10 protein-coding genes are annotated in these 18,577 nt (G+C 32.8%); 3 read left to right on the forward strand and 7 right to left on the reverse strand.

All coding sequences use genetic code 11. From position 1 onward, the window contains the following. Positions 1–425 precede the first annotated feature (425 nt). The 3 genes from GQR98_RS02255 to GQR98_RS02265 all read right to left on the reverse strand — a co-directional run bounded on the left by GQR98_RS02255 (position 426) and on the right by GQR98_RS02265 (position 6,911). A complete protein-coding gene (locus tag GQR98_RS02255; protein ID WP_199270257.1) occupies positions 426–4,622 on the reverse strand; it encodes a two-component regulator propeller domain-containing protein in 4,197 nt (1,398 codons plus the stop codon). Positions 4,623–4,904: 282 nt separating this feature from the next. After that, positions 4,905–5,876 carry a type I phosphomannose isomerase catalytic subunit gene (locus GQR98_RS02260; RefSeq protein ID WP_159018097.1) on the reverse strand — a complete coding sequence of 324 codons (972 nt, stop codon included), beginning with the start codon at positions 5,874–5,876 and terminating at the stop codon, positions 4,905–4,907. Between the two features lie 18 nt (positions 5,877–5,894). Further along, the gene (locus GQR98_RS02265) at positions 5,895–6,911 is read right to left on the reverse strand and encodes a LacI family DNA-binding transcriptional regulator (RefSeq protein WP_159018098.1); all 1,017 of its coding nucleotides are present in this window, start codon (positions 6,909–6,911) and stop codon (positions 5,895–5,897) included. A 128-nt stretch (positions 6,912–7,039) separates the two neighbouring features. Here GQR98_RS02265 and kduI point away from each other — a divergent pair, with 128 nt between their 5' ends. Genes kduI through GQR98_RS02280 form a run of 3 tightly spaced genes read left to right on the forward strand, consistent with a single transcriptional unit; the run spans position 7,040 to position 9,874 of the window. Then, entirely contained in the window at positions 7,040–7,882 is an 843-nt protein-coding gene (kduI, locus tag GQR98_RS02270; protein WP_159018099.1) for a 5-dehydro-4-deoxy-D-glucuronate isomerase, read from the forward strand. Positions 7,883–7,887: 5 nt separating this feature from the next. After that, entirely contained in the window at positions 7,888–8,682 is a 795-nt protein-coding gene (locus GQR98_RS02275) for a gluconate 5-dehydrogenase (RefSeq protein ID WP_159018100.1), read from the forward strand. 16 nt (positions 8,683–8,698) lie between these two features. Next, positions 8,699–9,874, forward strand: coding sequence for a DUF4861 family protein (locus GQR98_RS02280; RefSeq protein ID WP_159018101.1), 1,176 nt, complete (start codon positions 8,699–8,701; stop codon positions 9,872–9,874). Positions 9,875–9,954: 80 nt separating this feature from the next. Here the strand turns inward: GQR98_RS02280 and GQR98_RS02285 are convergent, their stop codons facing one another. The 4 genes from GQR98_RS02285 to GQR98_RS02300 form a co-directional block, all read right to left on the reverse strand. Further along, entirely contained in the window at positions 9,955–11,535 is a 1,581-nt protein-coding gene (locus GQR98_RS02285) for a solute:sodium symporter family transporter (RefSeq protein WP_159018102.1), read from the reverse strand. A 157-nt stretch (positions 11,536–11,692) separates the two neighbouring features. After that, on the reverse strand, positions 11,693–12,571 hold the full coding sequence (locus GQR98_RS02290) for an inositol oxygenase family protein (protein WP_159018103.1): 879 nt from the start codon (positions 12,569–12,571) through the stop codon (positions 11,693–11,695). Positions 12,572–12,677: 106 nt separating this feature from the next. Continuing rightward, positions 12,678–16,712 carry a hybrid sensor histidine kinase/response regulator transcription factor gene (locus tag GQR98_RS02295; protein ID WP_159018104.1) on the reverse strand — a complete coding sequence of 1,345 codons (4,035 nt, stop codon included), beginning with the start codon at positions 16,710–16,712 and terminating at the stop codon, positions 12,678–12,680. Between the two features lie 22 nt (positions 16,713–16,734). Next, positions 16,735–18,576: a metallophosphoesterase family protein gene (locus GQR98_RS02300; RefSeq protein ID WP_233268064.1), complete on the reverse strand. Its 1,842-nt coding sequence runs from the start codon at positions 18,574–18,576 to the stop codon at positions 16,735–16,737. Between the last annotated feature and the right edge of the window lies 1 nt (position 18,577).

Genomic DNA, 18,577 nt, shown 5'->3' on the forward strand with positions numbered 1-18,577 from the left:
GCTAAAATGTGTTAATTAATGTTAACAGTTTGTTAATGCAAACTTATAAAAGAATGCCGTTTAAGTATATAAATTATAGCTATTTAGAGATAAATTATAGCTCATTTAGGCTGTTTCCCCCTTACAAACACTAGGGTTTATGTAAAATCCTACATTTTTATTTTCGCTATATTAACCTATTCTTAAAAAACCATAAGCTTAATTATCAAATTAGCATAATTCGGTATTTAATTTTGCTTAAACGTTTAACAAATGAAGAATACACCGAAGTTTCAATATTAAATGAAGCGTAAAAATGTTGTCAATTTTGAATCAAATTCACCCCCATTTACAACTTATCATTTAGCTCTTTTTAAGCACAAAAAAATCCCAGATTAACTTTAATCTGAGATTTTAAACAATATTTTAATATGAATTAAAAACTACTATTCTGCTTCATTTTCTTTTTGTTCTATAAACTGACTAGGAGTTACATCAAACAATTCTTTAAAGGTTTTACTAAAATATGCCGTAGAATTAAAGCCAGACATATGCGATACCTCTTTGATAGAATAATTATTTTTCACCAACAACTCTGCAGCATAACGTAAACGAATTGTCCTGATAAAGTTACTTGGATTACTACCTGTTAAAGTATTTATTTTTTTATAAAACTGAGATCGACCAATACCCATTTCGGCTAGTAAATCACCTTGTTTAAAGTCTATATCACTAATATTCTCAATAATAACTTTCGTGGCTTTATCAAGAAAAGCTTCATCTAAATTATTCGAAGTTACTTCGCTAGACGGGAATATACCTCCAATTTCAGAAAAACGTTGTCGCAATCTTTTCTTAGCCTCAAGCAAGTTATTAATTCTAGCTTTCAATACATCGGTAACAAAAGGTTTTGATATATAACCGTCTGCACCATGCTCATAACCTTCTATTCGATCTTCAACTAAAGTTTTAGCAGTTAATAAGATAACAGGAATGTGGCAGGTTTCTAAATCGGTTTTTATAGAATTACACATTTCGAAACCATCCATTTTAGGCATCATAACATCACTTATCACTAAGTCAGGCAAATATTTATGTACTTTCTTTAATCCATCCACACCATTAACAGCCTCCTTAATAATATACTGATCTCTTAAATCACTACTTAAATGCACACGTAGCTCCTTATTATCTTCAACTATAAGAAGTATTGGTTTATTAGAATCGTCACCATCATAATCGTCTATAGAGTCTTGTTTTACGTTTGGTAAATGATCGTTCGAGATTAACATATCATACTCTACAGCTTTCATTGAGTTTATTAAAAACTCATTCTTAACATTCTCAACGTCGTCCGGCTTAGCATCAATATTTAAAGGTAGCTTTACAATAAACTTCGTTCCTTTTTTATGTTTGCTCTCCACATCTATCTCACCACCATGCAACTCAACCAAACCTTTGGTAAAGTTTAAGCCAATACCTGTACCTGCTTTTGAAGCATCTAAATTATAAAACCTTGAAAAAATACGGCGCATTTGCTCTTTATCTAAGCCCACACCAGTATCTTCAACTATAATTTCGACATACTCATTAGACTTAGCTTTTCCTAATTTCAAAAAATTAGAGTTACTACTACCTGTATTAATTTTATTAATTGTTATGGTTATATCACCTCCACTAGTGGTAAATTTTATAGCATTCGAAATTAAGTTTGTAATTATTTTTTCAACTTTATCAAAATCAAAAAGTGAAACGATTTTATCTGAAGTACTTATAAAGTTATAATTAATTTCCTTTTTGAAAGCTAAATCTTTAAAAAGCGAAAAAATATCTTCACTAAACTTAACAACATCTCCTTTTTCTAGTTGAAGCGGTGCCATACCAACATCCATTTTACGATAATCTAATAACTGATTAACCAAATGAAGCAATCGTCTAGCACTTCGCTGAATAGACAATGCTGATGTTTTTACAACCTCAGGATTATCACTAAAATTTGCTAATATTTTATCTACCGGATTCAGGATTAATGTTAAAGGTGTTCTAAACTCATGAGATACATTTACAAAGAACTGTAGTTTCATTTGATCTAGTTCGTGTTCTTGTTCTTCTTGTACTTTAAGCTCATAATAATACATTAAGAAACGAATAATTAACGCTCCAATAATAATATAAATAAGGTAAGCCCACCAACTACGCCACATAGGTGGTAGTATTTTTATATTTAAAAAGGTTGTTTTAGCAGTCTCCCATTGCCCATTAATAGTGGCTTTTACTTCAAATTTATATGTCCCAGATTCTAAGTTCGATAGGTTTACTACACGGTTAGAGCCCAAATTAATAAAGTCGCTATCTAGACCTTGCATACGGTAAGCATATTTAACCTGCTCCGGATTATCAAAATAAAGCGCAACAAACTCTAACGAAACATAATTCTCTTTATACTTTAAGGTTAAGTCTTTAGTTTCAGAAATTCCTTTGTTTAATAAAACTCTTTTGTGGATTGAATCGCCTGCAAAAACAACTTTATTATTTAACTTTAATTTACTTATTTGTGGTTTTAAATCTACAGCTGCAGGAATAGCAATATCATTCGGATTAAAAATATTAAAACCATTTAAACCACCAACAATAATGCGGCCATCAATGGTTTTCTCGATAGATTGCGTTTGAAACTCTGCCCCTTGTAAACCATCGTGTGTATTATAGTTTATAATTTGGTGAGTATCTGGGTTTAGTAATGATAAGCCACTTTTAGTTGTAATCCAGATATTAAAATTATCATCTTCCTTAATCCCCACAACCAAATTGTTTGGCAATCCATTTTGTGAAGAATACGACTGTACCAAATTTAAATTAGAATCAAGCTTATAAACGCCACTGTCCGATCCTACCCAAATATTATTATCATGATCTTCAGTAATAGTACTAACCCTAACCTCCACTAATCCGGAAACGTTAACAGGTATAAAATCAATATCATTCGGGATAAAACCATCTAAGGCATTCAGTTTAACGACATTCAACCCCAGTTCTGTACCTATAAACAAACGTTTTTTTGAGTCTATAAACGTACTAATTATAGAGTTACTAAGTAAAGAGTTACCAGAATCGTAGGTGCTTTTATAATTTTTAAATTGTTTAGTTTTTGGATTATAAAGACTTAACCCCTCGTTTCTTAAAGCGAACCAAATTCTATGTTCAGCATCTTCCACTCCGCTCCAAACAGAACTTTGCCCAATAGACTTAGTATTATTAGCATCGTGTAAAAACACTTCACTTTTACCCGTTTCCGGATTAAATTTATTAACGCCACCATCTAAGGTACAAACCCAAATAAAACCTGCATGATCTTCAAAAGTATATAATATTTTATTGGAGCTAAGCGCACTTATATCATTAGAAAAACTACTAAAATGCTCAAATGAATTCTCTTTTTCATTAAACAAGTTTAAGCCGCCATTGTATGCACTTATCCAAATTCTCCCTTTGGAATCTTGCAAAACAGATTGTATTGTTTTTTGACTTAAACCATCGGCCTTATTCGCTTTGTAGTAATAATGCTGAAAGGAATAACTAGATGGATCTAACTTACTAACACCAACATCATAACTACCTATCCAGAAAATACCTTTTCTATCTTCAAATATTTTAGTAGGCTTATTATTAGGCAGTGAAAACGGATCAGAAAAATTGTTTACAATATGGCGTTGCATTTCTACATCGTCATTTTCTTTTTTGAATAAATACAAACCGAAAACATCTGTAGACACCCAAAACAAGCCTGTTTTATCCTGATAAATATCGTAAATAGGCACACTTTTATCTACTAAAGATACATGCTTAAAAGTATTACTTTTGGTATTCCAAAGTATGAGGTTAGATAAATCGTTACCAATCCAAAAATCACCATCTTCATCAATAAATACTTTTTTAGTAATGTGGTTTAACTCGTAAGATTCCTTTTTATCAATTAAAACACGATCGAAGTTATCGTTTTTTCTATTATATCGGTTTAAATGCTGTCCATTAGTTCCAGCCCAAATCGTATTATCTTTATCTTTTAAAAGAACATTAACTTTATTATTATCGATAGATTTTAAATTGCTTTGATCGCTTATGTAATATGAAAACTTAAAATTATCTTCATTAGTATTATAATCATAAAGTTGAATTTTTATAACACCAATATTAGTAGCCACCCAAAGTGTATTATTAATACTGTCGTACAGTAAATCATTAATAATTTTTTGTGAACTGTTTGATAAAGAAAGCTGTTTATATAGTTTTATTCGAATAAACTTATTAGTCTGTTTATTGAATAAATTAAGCCCATTATTGGTTCCAACCCACAAATTCCCTTCGTTATCTTCTTCAATAGCATTAATTCTATTATTACTAATAGATGTGTTATCATTTAAAACAGATCTAAAAATCTCAAATTCATAACCATTATATCTATTTAGTCCATCAATAGTTCCAAACCACAAAAAACCAGCTTTATCCTGAAATATTTCGGTACACGTACTGCTTGAAAGTCCACTAAATGTATCTAAATTTTCAAACTTTATATTATTCTTCTGCCCAACAATAATATTTGTTAGTAAACAGAATAAAGCAATAAAATAATTTTTAAAATTCATTTTTATTTGAAATTTCAACAACTAAATGTTATTAATTTACTGAATACAAAACTTTTACTAATTCGTATTCAAGCTAAAATAAAGTATGGAGGTTATTTACCCGAAACTGTGCAGGCCTGCGCAATCTAAAATGCTCATTATAATGAAAACACAAAACCAAACGGAAATCATTTTAAAATAAAGTGATTACATCGTTTTTAGATATTAGCAAAAAGCGAAGTTTTTCACTAATATAAAAAACTTTGCTTTACTAATATTATTTTTAATTAATGTCTCGAAAGATTAAAGATAGATCTCTAATAAATCGGCTTGAGAAGCAGTAATTTTAACAGCATTAACAGTGGCTGGCAACAATATAGTTTCTCCTGTATTTAATGTATAAGTATCATCGGCATGGCTAATTTCTAAACTTCCGCTAACGCACATATAAATTACAAAAGAATCTAGGCTAGAATAATCTTTCTCTAACTCGTTTTCAACTTTAATAAAGTTTGTTTTAAAATAAGGAGAATGCACTAATTTGTTAGCCGTATTCGCCTTAGTTTCATAACTTGTTTTAAACTCGCTATGGTAAGTAAAATCTATAGCATCTAAAGCCTGATCGTTGTGTAACTCACGCTCTTTACCCGTTGTAGCATCTACCCTATTATAATCGTAAATACGGTAAGTAACATCTGAAGTTTGTTGAATTTCAGCTAATAAAACACCAGATCCAATAGCATGAATTCTTCCCGTAGGAATGTAAAACGTATCGCCTTTTGCAACCGTTTCGTGATGCATAACATTTAAGATTGTATCATCTTCTAGATGTTTTTGGTATTCTTCTTTATCAATTTCTTTCTCGAAACCGACAATAAGTTCTGCATCTTTATCGGCTTGCATAACATACCACATTTCATTTTTACCAAAAGAGTTGTGACGCTCTTTTGCTAACTCATTACTTGGGTGTACTTGTATAGACAATGGTGTTTTTGCATCAATAAATTTAATAAGTAACGGGAAATCTTCACCAAAAGCTTTATACACAGCTTCACCAACAAAATCACCTTTATAAGTATTAATTAATTGTTTAAGCGTTTGCCCTTTAAGCTCGCCATTTAACACCTGGGTTTCATCGCCTTTTACATCCGAAATTTCCCAAGATTCACCAACACTACTTTCTGTATATTCTTTATTAAGTTGTGTTTTTAATTTTTCGCCACCCCATAATCTGTATTTGTAAAGTGGTTCGAATTTTAATGGATATAGTTTCATTATAGTTGTGTTTAAAAGTTATTTTTTAGATGAATTTCTTTCTATTAAATGGGTGTCTATTAATATGGTTTGCCCCTTTTGAGATGTTTCTTTAGATAAAATTTGCTTCAGTATTAACTCCGAAGCTATTTTCCCTATTTCAAAACCAGATTGATCTATCGTGGTTAACGATGGTTCAATAACACTAGAAACAGGCTCGTTACTAAAGCCAACAAAAGCAATAGCATCGGGTATTTTAATTTGCAACTCCTTGGTGTGTTTCATGGCACCAATAGCCGATAAATCGTTAGCACAAAACACGGCATCAATAGGTAGTTTTTTTGCTAGTAATTTTTGCATACTAATATAACCATCTTGCTCCATAAGTCGAGAGCTAATAACATATTCTTCTTTAAAGGTTAAATTATTTTTCTTTAAAGCTGCTTTATAGCCTTCAAATCTATTTTTATAAATTTCCAACTCCTGCGGTCCTGAGAAATGCGCAATATGCTTACAGCCTTTTGATATTAAATGCTGCGTAGCATCGTAACCGCCTTTAAAATCATCAATTAGCACATTACTAAAACCAGGAATATCACAATGCCTATCGAAAAATATAAGCGGAATATTACTGTTTTTTAAAGCTTCTAAATGGTCGTAATTCATGGTTTCCATAGACACCGAAATTAATAAACCATCCACCCTATTTGCAAGTAAACCACCAACTATTTTTTTCTCACGTTCTAATTGCTCTAAAGATTGACAAATAATAACATTATAACCAGCTAAATAGGCCGTTTCTTCAATACCCTGAATGGCGGACGAAAAAAAGTGTCGAGATATTCTTGGCACCACAACACCTATAGTATTAGTAATGTTTTTTCGCAAATTAGACGCCAACATATTACGTTGGTACCCTAACTCTTCAGCTTTAGCCAAAATTTTATCTTTTGTAGCACGAGTTACTCGTGGGCTATCATTTAAGGCTCTTGACACGGTAGAACTATCAATTCCTAGAGCCTTGGCAATGTCGTGTATGGTGGGTTTGTTATTCAATAGTAAATTGAAAAATTAAGTTTAGCGTTCACAAATATAACAAAATCCAATCGATTGTATTTGGATTTTATTTATTATATTTACATCGTTAAAAAAAGTTATACAATCATATATAAAAACTAAATACCATGAAAACCAATTATGAAGTACGCTACGCAGCATCACCACAAGATGTTAAATCGTATGATACTACTAGACTAAGAGACGAATTTTTAATTGATAACTTAATGTCTCCAGATGAAGTAAATTTGGTGTACTCTCACTATGATAGATTTATTTCTGGAAGTGCTGTTCCTGTAAAAGAAGTTTTAACTTTAGAAGCTATCGATCCGTTAAAGGCCGATTATTTTCTAGAACGCCGCGAATTAGGAATCATTAACATTGGTGGTTCTGGTACTGTTACTGTAGACGGAACTGTTTACGAATTAGACAACCGCGAAGCATTATACGTTGGTAAAGGCAACAAAGAGGTTGTTTTTGCTAGCAAATCAGCTAACGAACCTGCTTTATTTTACTTAAACTCTACACCTGCTCACAAAGCATATCCAAACAAAAAAATTGGAATTAACGATGTAGAAGTTGTACAATTAGGTGCTCCTGAAACTGCTAATGCAAGAACACTTAGAAAATATATTGTAAACAGCGTTGTAGATGTTTGCCAATTACAAATGGGAATGACCGAATTAAAATCGGGATCTGTATGGAATACTATGCCAGCTCACGTGCATGACAGACGTATGGAAGTTTATTTCTATTTTGATGTGCCAGAAGAGCAAGCTGTATGCCACTTTATGGGACAACCACAAGAAACAAGACATATTTGGATGCAAAATAACCAAGCTGTTATTTCTCCAGCTTGGTCTGTACATTCAGGATCAGGAACGAGCAATTATACCTTTATTTGGGGAATGGCTGGTGAAAATTTAGATTACGGAGATATGGATCACTGTAAAATAACCGAATTAAAATAATAAAAATGTCTATAAACTTATTTGATTTAACAGGTAAAGTAGCCCTTATTACAGGTGGTACTCACGGCTTAGGACAAGCCATGGCAGAAGGTTTAGGTAACGCTGGTGCCACTTTAGTAATCAACGGAGCTTCCTCTCAAGACAAACTAAATACAGCTGTAGAACATTATAAATCTTTAGGCATTAATGCTTCTGGATATCTTTTTGATGTTACAGATGAAGCTCAAGTTATTAAAAATATAGCTGCCATTGAAAAAGAAGTTGGTAACATTGATATTCTTGTAAACAATGCAGGTATCATTAAAAGAACGCCGCTTGAAGATATGGAAGTTGCAGATTTTGAAGCTGTAATTAAAGTAGATTTAGTAAGTCCGTTTATTATGTCTAAACATGTTGTAAAAGGCATGATTAAACGTAAAGAAGGTAAAATAATCAACATTTGCTCAATGATGAGTGAACTTGGTAGAAGTACTGTTGGTGCTTATGCAGCTGCAAAAGGTGGTTTAAAAATGCTAACGCAAAACATGGCTACCGAATGGGCTAAACACAACATACAAACTAACGGTATTGGACCAGGTTATTTTGCAACTACGCAAACCGCTCCAATTCGTGTAGATGGTCATCCATTTAACGATTTCATTATTAACCGTACACCTGCTGCGCGTTGGGGAGACCCAAAAGATTTGCAAGGTGCCGCAATATTTCTAAGCTCAAAAGCTAGTGATTTTGTTAACGGACAAGTGGTTTATGTTGATGGTGGTATTTTAGCCACTATCGGAAAACCTTCAAACGAAGATTAATTTAAATTCAGTATTTATGAAAAGAAATAAAATATTAGCCGGTATTTTTTGTGCCGCTATACTTTCTTCATGTAATCAAAAAGAAGACATAAAATCTATTGTTGTTAAAAACACTTTAGATTTTGAAAAAACTTTTGAAACTGTTGAATTATCAAAAGCATTTTTAAACGTTACCGATCTTACAACGGTCGGAGTTCGTGATGCCAAAGATGGAACTTTACAAGTAACGCAAACGGTAGATAATGATGGCGACGGCACAATGGACGAGATTTTATTTCAACCTAAAATAGCTGCAAATTCAGAAAAAACGTTTGAAATTGTTACCATTACAGAAGCCGAACAACCAAAAGCTGAAGAACTTTGTTATTCTCGTTTTGTACCAGAACGCACAGACGATTATACTTGGGAAAACAATAAAGTAGCCTTCCGTGTTTATGGGCCTGTTGCTCAAAAAATGGTTGAAGATGGTACACCTGGAGGCACACTTTCTAGTGGTGTAGATGCTTGGTTAAAAAAAGTAGAATATCCAATTATCAACAACTGGTATAAAAAGAATGAGGAACGTCCTGGCGCTTATCACGAAGCTTCACCAGAAGGTCGCGATAATTTCCATGTAGGTGTTAGTAGAGGTGTTGGTGGTATTGCTGTAAAAGCAGATACTACTTACTATTTCTCTAAAAACTACACACAATGGCGCACCATTACTACGGGGCCACTTAGAACTAGTTTTTACTTAGAATATGCAAATTGGGATGCTAACGGCAAGTTGATAAAAGAATCTAAAACTATTAATTTAGATTTAGGAAACAACTTCTCGAAATTCACAACAAGCATTGAAGGAGCCGATACTATTTATGCTGGCTTAACGCTACATGAAAAAGATGGTATAGTTACCGGAAGTGATGATAATGGATGGGTTAGTTACTGGCAACCACATTTTGAAACCGAATTGGCAACTGCCATTGTAGCACCTAAAGATACATTTTTAGGTTACGAAACTTATGATACCGAACAAACGGATTTAAGTAACGCTTACGCGGAATTAAAAGTAACTAATAACGAAGTAGTTTATTACGCTGGATTTACTTGGAGCGAAAGCAACCAATTTAAAAACAGCCAAGAATGGGAAGCATATTTAGATATGTTTTCTAAACAAATTAACACTCCTTTAGAAGTGGTTTTGAATAAATAAATTCAACACTATTTCTAAATCATTTTATTAAAGTGATTGTTTCTACTCTTTTATTAAAAGAATGAAACAATCACTTTTTTTTATGAAGCATTTCCTAATAAAATATAAATAGCTACCGTTACTACGCAAAGCATAATAGCCATTGGTTTTGTATACTTCCAAGTTTTCATTTCTACAAACACAATATTGTCTTGCTGCATTTCTTGGGTTGGTGGATAAAAGTAAGATACCGCAAACATCACTACCAGATTTAAAACAAACTCTATTCCCCAAATATGCACAAAATGAATATCTACTTTAAAGATAAACGTTGTTAGAATATAAAATATTAAGCCTACAAACAAAGCCACCTTTGCTCCCATAGCCGAAATACTCTTCAGAAAAAAACCAGCTAACATAATAGACGCAATCGGGATAAAGAAAATACCATTAAGTTGTTGCAATAATTGATACAAACCATCTGGTGCATTGGCAACCATTGGCGCTACCAAAATTGCGAAAATTGCTAATATTAAAGAGGTAAGCTTTCCTACTTTTACTAGTTTTCTATCACTACAGTTTTTACCAAAATGACGCTTAAAAACATCAATACTAAAAATAGTAGCCGCACTATTTAAAACACTATTAAAGGTACTTAAAACAGCTCCCATAACAATAGCAGCAAATATACCTACTAGGCCTACTGGCAATACTTTTTTAATTAATTCTGGGTAAATCATATCTTGGTTTTCATGCATAGAATCTCCAAAATAATAAAACCCAATAACGCCTGGTAGAATAATGATAATGGGCACTAAAATTTTCAAAACACCTGTGTATAAAAGTCCTTTTTGGGCTTCAACTAAATTCTTCGCCCCTAAGGCACGCTGAATTATAGTTTGATTCATACTCCAAAAATATAGCTGATTGATAATTAATCCAGTAAACAACACTTCGAATGGTAAAACCGAATCTTTAGCACCAATTACATTAAATTTTTCTGGACTATGGTTATAGACCTTAGTTAATCCTGCTAATGGATTCCCATCACCAATACTAACTAAAGCAATTAACGGAATGGCCAAACCTCCTATAAGCAGTCCATAACCATTAATAGTATCAGAAACCGCTACAGCTTTTAAACCACCAAAAATGGCATAAATAGAACCTAAAATCCCTACAGCAACTACAGTGATCCAAAGGCCTTCTTTTTTAGAAACTTCTAATACTTCCGATACGTTAAAAATACTTTCTAAATTTATAGCGCCTGTATACAAAACTATAGGTAACAAGGTTACAATAAAGGAGATCATTAAAAACAATGCGACTAAAGTTCTCGTGGTACTGTCAAATCTTTTTTCTAAATATTCGGGTATGGTTGTTAAGCCCATTTTTAAATATTTGGGCACAAAATAAATGGCTGCAACCACTAAGGCTAAAGCCGAAGTTACTTCCCAAGCAATTATAATAAATCCATTTTTATATGATGAACCATTCATACCTATCAAATGCTCTGTTGAGATATTAGTAAGCAACATAGAACCCGCAATAACGACTCCTGTTAGGCTTCTTCCGCCTAGGAAATAGCCATCTTTTGAGTTTAATTTTTCTTTCCGAAGTTTATACCAAGAATAAAAGGCAACAAAGAGTGTAAAGCCTATAAACGTAAGCGCAGTATACATAAAGTTAGTTTAGTGGTTAGTTGGTGTTGAAGTTTAACAAGCGCTAATTTCAACAAAAATTAATTTGCCAAATTATTGATGCATTATCACAATTCGACAAATTAATTATAAACGCTAATCTCACTTAGCGTTTGGTTGGTTTTAGTTTTAAAAGTTACTAGAACTTTAAGGTCTCGGGTAAATATTTTGATACCAAATCTTTATAATATGGTAAAAGTTCTTCTGCATTTGGCGGCACAGGTGCTTTAGAATACAAATCGTATGGGTTAAATGCTTTTACCCATTCAAACATTTCAACATCTTTTTCATTCATTAAATGCGTATAATCATTCTCTCTATGTTGCGAGTAAAATGAATGATAGCGTATAATATATAATGCAGGATCTGGCAGATAGTCTTTCATTATTTGATACAAATACTCGTCATGTCCCCAACTCATTTTTACGTTATCCAATCCGCAATTAGGCGAATACACACCGTATTTAGTATTGTAACGCGTATCTGTATAATCTGGATTTGCTTTAAAAAATTCTGGATAAACAATTTTATCTGAATATGCACAACCTACTGGAAACGTATCGCCAACAACTGCCCATTGAGGTTCTCCAAAAAGACATAGAATTTTACCCAAATCGTGAATAAAACCTGTAAGCACAAACCAATCGGGATGACCATCGGCTCTAATAGCTTCTGAGGTTTGTAAAAGGTGTTGTAATTGATCTAAATCGATATCAGGATCACTATCATCAACCAAAGTATTAAAAAAATCTACGGCACCCCAAATAGACATTTCCTTTCTATCGAACTTTAAAAACTCAGCTTCCTTCTTACAAACAAAGTCGTAAGTTTGAAGTTCGTGATTAATTTTATAAAATTCGCGTACGGTATCTAATCTCTCAGAATCTACATAATTCCTAAATGCTTCTTTCTCTTTTTTAGGTTCTTCCGGATCGGGATATCTATCTATTAAGTTCTCTTCCCAATCGTCAATATTCTCCATTGGATTTTGGAGATTTTTGTTCAAAGATTCTTTCATTGCTATAATGTGAATTAGTTTAATTTTCTAATCGCAATTTAAAAGATAATGAATGGATTTAAATGGATTTATAAATCAAAAACATGGAGATATTAAAGCAAAAAGCCTATTTAAGCAGCTTACTTGGCGGATAACCAAATTGCTTTTTAAAGCAACGACTAAAGTACAACGGATCGTTAAACCCAACTAAATCAGTTACTTCCGACACATTATGTTTTTTCGTTTTAAGTAATTGTACCGATTTTTTTAAACGAATGGTTCTAATAAACTCATTCGGAGCTAAATCTGTTAATTCTTTAATTTTTCGATACAATTTAGAAGAACTCACTCCTAATTCTTCACACAAAAAACTAGTGGTTAAATCGGGTTTACTAATATTATCTTCTATCAGTTTGGAGATTTTCTCCATTAAAACTTCATCTACCGGCGAGTGCGTTAGCAAACCAATTTCGCTATCAGCATCATCAGAAAATTTGGTTTTTAATTCCAATCTAGATTTTATAATGTTAACCATTATAGATTTTAATAACGACGGATCAAAAGGTTTTACCAAATACCCATCAGCACCAACATTATATCCTTTTACCTTGTCTTCATTTTCCGAAAGCGCAGTTAATAATATTACAGGAATATGACTTATAAACTCATCATTTTTAAGTTCTTCGCAAAATTCAATACCATTTTTAACAGGCATCATAACATCGGCCACACATAATATAGGTTTTACTTGTCGACAAATCTGCAAACCTTCTTCCCCATTTTCTGCTTCGTAAACTTTATAATAGTTAGATAGGTAATCGATTAAATATTTTCGGAGTTCGGTATTATCTTCAACAACCAATATTTTCTCTTTAATTTCGGTATTTGTTGTTGTTTTTTTCAATGGAACCTTCGGAATTTGCTCCTGTTCTTCAATATTAGTCACAAATTCAAAAACTTCATTCTTACTGTAAAGTTCTCTACTTATTGGAATTTCAAAAGAAAACACACTCCCTTTATTTGGCGTACTTTGCACAGAAATAGTGCCTTTATGCAAATCGACCAAAGCTTTAACAAGCGATAAACCAATACCCGACCCCGTATTGTTTTCCTTACTATTTGTGGCTTGGTAAAAGCGCTTAAATATTTTTTCCTGACTTTTTTGCGGAATCCCAATACCATCATCACTAACCTCAACCACTAAATAATCGCTACTATCACTTTTTAATCGCACAAATAAATCGACATGCCCATATTTATTGGTAAACTTAATAGCATTTGACAAAAGGTTGTATAAAATTTTATCATATTTATCACGATCAATCCAACCGAAAAGCACCTCGTTTTCCGAATTAAAATTAAGCTGAATTTCTTTATTATAAGCAAACTCCTTAAAGGAATCGAACGTGTTTTGTGTGTATTGCAAAATATCGGTACTCGATACTTTTAACTTTAATTCTCCCGTTTGTGCTTTTCTAAAATCGAGTACTTGGTTTACTAAATTTAAAAGTCGACTCGCATTTTGATGAATTAAGTGATAACGGCTTTTTTGATAGTCGCTACTATATTCCTTACTCTCTTCAATTAGTTGTTTTACCGGCCCAATAATTAGCGTTAAAGGTGTTCTTAACTCGTGAGATATGTTGGTGAAAAATCTTAATTTCTCATTGTTTAATTTAATATCACGCTCTCTATTTACCTTCTCGGTGACCAATTCTTGCTTTAAACGCATACGGTTTTTAAAATCGCGCCTCACAAAGTAAAGCACTAAACCTAAAAATAGAACAACCAAAAACAAAGCCTGATAGGTAAGCCAAAACGGTCGTCCTATTGTAATTTTGTACGATACAATTGGACTCCAGTGTCCATCGCTATTGCACGATTTCATTTTAAAAACATAATCGCCCGGGAATAAATTGGTGTATTGTACCGTTCGAGAATTACTATTTGTAGAAATCCATTTTTTATCGAAACCTTCTAACTGATACTCAAACTTATTTAGTTTTTCATTAGCATAAGAAGGTGAAGAAAACTCAAGTGAAAAATTCCTGTTATTATAATTTAAATCAATACTTTTTATTTGATTAAAATCTTCTTTTAGCGGGATTTCCTTATTGATTTCCATGCCCGGAACCAATATTTCATTCTGTATTTTAATTTCGGTTATTATAGGCTCAGGAGATAATTTATTCTCTTTAATCGTATAAGGCGAAAAATAAATAACTCCATTTTTTCCTCCCAAATAAATATTAGAATCTCTAAATTTATAAAATCCTCTAGAGCTAAAATAATCTAATCTATTACCGCTATTTACGTGGTATATATTATAATCTAAACTACTAACATTTACTCTTGCAACACTGTTATTATTTACATTTAACCATAAATCGCCGTTGGTATCTACAAGTAAATCCGTTACCCATTTACCAGCTAATTCTTCAGGTTGATTTAAAGGATAAAAGTCATTTTTTTCATTATCAAAATAACAAATTCCATTACGCGTAGCTGCCCAAAGTTTACCCGATTTATCGAAAACAATATCACTCACATTATCGTGAGCTAAACCTTTTTCTGTATCTAAAGACGATTTATAAATGGTTTGACTGCCATTTTTTGCATTGTATTTTACAGCGCCTGTTTCTGTTGCAAACCAAACAACATCATCTTCACCTTTTATAATCTCGTTAATCTCACTACCGACTAATAATTTGGGCTGCTGAATACTTCCAGCAATATTTTCAGTATCTAAAATTAATGCACCCTCACCAAACGAGCCAACAACCAGCTTGTTATTGCCTAAGTTTTCGAAAGTGACTATCGGAGATTCTTCAAAACCGATATATACCTCTTTTGAAGTCTTCTTTTCAAAATCGTAAATCAATATTTTACCATTCCATAACCCACAATAGAACACTTTCCCGTCCGGGGAATAAATACTAGCAATATCTATTTGATCTATTTCTAAAGGTACGAAACGATCTTCTTTTGATATGAAGAGCCCGTTATGTCGGGTAGCGACAATAATTTCATCGGTATATGTTTTAGAAAAACCACGGATTCTAGGGGCCTGATTCCCTATATATTCCGAAATATCTTTGTTTAAATTAAATTGATTTTCATAAGGATCGTACTTATCCAAACCATCTTCGGTACCAATCCATAAAATTCCAGAAGCATCAAAATATAAGGCAGAAACCAAATTATCTACTAGAGATGTTTGATCTGTTAAAACAGAATAATACCGTTTAAAATCGCCTTGAGCAATGACCTCTAAACTATCGCAAACAATTAAACCTCCAAGGGTAGCAACCCAATATTTGCCATCGGGACCTTGCACTACCGATAAAAAATAAGGTCCTAAAGCTTCTCTTGTTTCTTTGTTTTCAATATATAAATTTTCAAACTTATCTAGAGTCTTGTCAAGTTTATAAAGTCCTTTTCTTGTCCCTACAAAAATATCGTTTTTGGCATCTTCATATATAAAATACACATACGGGTTAGTTTCTATAGAATTAGGTATAGGCAAAGAAAAAGTGCTTATTTGCTGGATATTGCCAACAGAATCTAAATTTATTTTTGCTATAGACGCTGTACCGTAACTACCAATCCAGATATGACCTTCGGAGTCTTCAAAAATCTCTTTTACGTAATTAAAATCCGGGAGATTTACTTTCTCGAAACGTTCCTCGTCTGCATAAAACAAGAATACGCCATTGTCTTTTGTACCAACCCAAACACGATCGAAATTATCTACATAAATAGATCGAATTTCTTCGTCTTGTAAACTATTTGGGTTGTTCTCATCCTTTAAAAAAGTGGTAAATTTTTGAGTATCACAATCGAATAAAGTCAGTCCTTTTCGTGTACCAATCCAGATATTACGCTCTTTCTCATCTAATTTTAAGGCTGTAATATCATTATCATTAATTTTATTTTCACCTTCAGAAGTACTTAAATAAGACTGAAACTCGTAACCATCAAATCTATTTAATCCAGAAAAGGTACCAATCCATAAAAACCCACTTTTATCTTGAACCACATGGCGCACAGAATTATGAGACAACCCATCGTTATCATTATAATGTTCAAATTTGATGTTTTGAGCAAAACTGCATAAAACAAACAAAAAAGAAAGGGAAAATATAATAAAACGTTTAATCATTAAATGGGTATTGTTTTAAGATTTATGGAGTAATATTTTTTATGGTATGGACTTCTAAATTTATTCTGAAATGATTGGAAGGTGCGCCTTTTCTACTTTTTTCAAAAATACGCAACCACAACTTCAGTTTTTCATCTGTAACATCTTTTAACTCTTCACAAATAAATTGATATGCCTTTAATCGATTTTCACCAATATCAGCGAAAGCTAATTGATCCGCGCTTCTCAATTTATAAAAATCGTTAACCATATCAAAACCTGTCCACGTTTCAAAAGCTTCCAGGGTTAAGTTGTTAGCTAATAAATGGGCGTTTAGTAATTCGGTTGATGTACTATTTTTTAATAACAAATCTTTCCCCGAGGCGGTTAAAAAACTATCAGCAAAAGCCTTAGGCCAATCGCTTGGCAAAAACCGAAGACGCACTAATTCTTTCAAGTGAAATTTAGTAAAATCTTTATAATTTTCGGTAGTTAATATATCTTTATTCCATTTTGTAGAAGAATCCGTTTCGCTCAAGTAAGCGTATTCCTGCTCATATAACGGAAACAAACTATTAAAGTTTTTGGCCTTATTAATAATTACAGTTTCTATATCAAAATCTGTTTCCGACAGTATGGTTAACACTTTATATCCCGGAGCGTATGCCGCTAATGATGGCGTTTGTATATTGAACAACGTATTGCCTTTTTTACTAGTTCGCGCACCAGTATCGTTAATATGCATATGGCCTCCAAAATGTATTTGAATGCCTGCATCGGCAAAAACCTCAGCAACATCGGCTTTAGGAACGCGATGCAGTTGCATTTTATTTTCTCCAAAAAAGGCTTTCATCTCTTCGGAAGCATCATCGTTAAAATCAACCATAGGATAATGGCTAAAAGCGATTAAAACCTTACCTTCTTCTCTGGCTTGTGCTGCTACTTTTTTCACCCAAGCTATTAAATGCATTTTCTGTAAAAGCACGTTATTGTAACCAATACTTGCTCCAGAAAAATCACTTGCATTATTTGATGCTCCCGACAATTCTTTATTTGGCACATACACATTGGCATCGATTGCTAAAAGCCAAACACCAGCGGTTGGCTCTACTAAATAACTAGCATCCGGATGCGTATTATAGTCATCAATTTGATAGGTTCTTTTGTTTAAACCTGAAGCTTCTTTGGCTTTTTCAAAACTATATTCGTCGTAAGTATATGAAGAAAACGGCGTTTCCCAGTACACATATTCTTTCTGAGGATAAAACCCGAATGCCCCCATTTCATTCAAAATATCTTTATAACCCCATTTTTTTATTTCTGAAGTTATTATAGGTTTCAACTGCCCTTCCGCTGTGTCTTTTAAATTTTTAACCGAACTTATTATAATTTGTTCCTGACCGCCTACGCCTAAAAAATCAGTTTTTCCCGCCTCTTGAGTAAAAGGTTTTACGGGATCGTGATTTCCGGTGGTTGCGAAGAATAAAACACCATGCTTTTTAGAATAACGGTCTAAAATTTTGCGTAAACCTTTTACGTGAATTGGTTGTCCGTCGTCACTAAAATCACCAGGCAGCGCCACATATTTAATACCTCTAGCAACAATATCATCTAGAGCTTCAATAAATGCAAAATAGTTTTCGTTGAATATTCTAGTGGATTGCAATTGTGCTTGCATAGTCCTGATATTAACAAAATTTCCTGTTTCCGGATTTTCGATACCTTTATAATTGGCATCTTCAAAATGCGCATAAATATCTTGAAAATGGGCATCGGCAATAAATGCTATTTGAATAGGAGTCACCTCAGCTTTTATCTTTTCCTCACAAGAAAACAATATTATTAAAAGCACGACACCAATGTACTTACTATACAATTTATTCAAA

Origin of the sequence: Algibacter sp. L3A6, assembly GCF_009796825.1 — a bacterium.
Taxonomy (GTDB): Bacteria; Bacteroidota; Bacteroidia; order Flavobacteriales; family Flavobacteriaceae; genus Algibacter.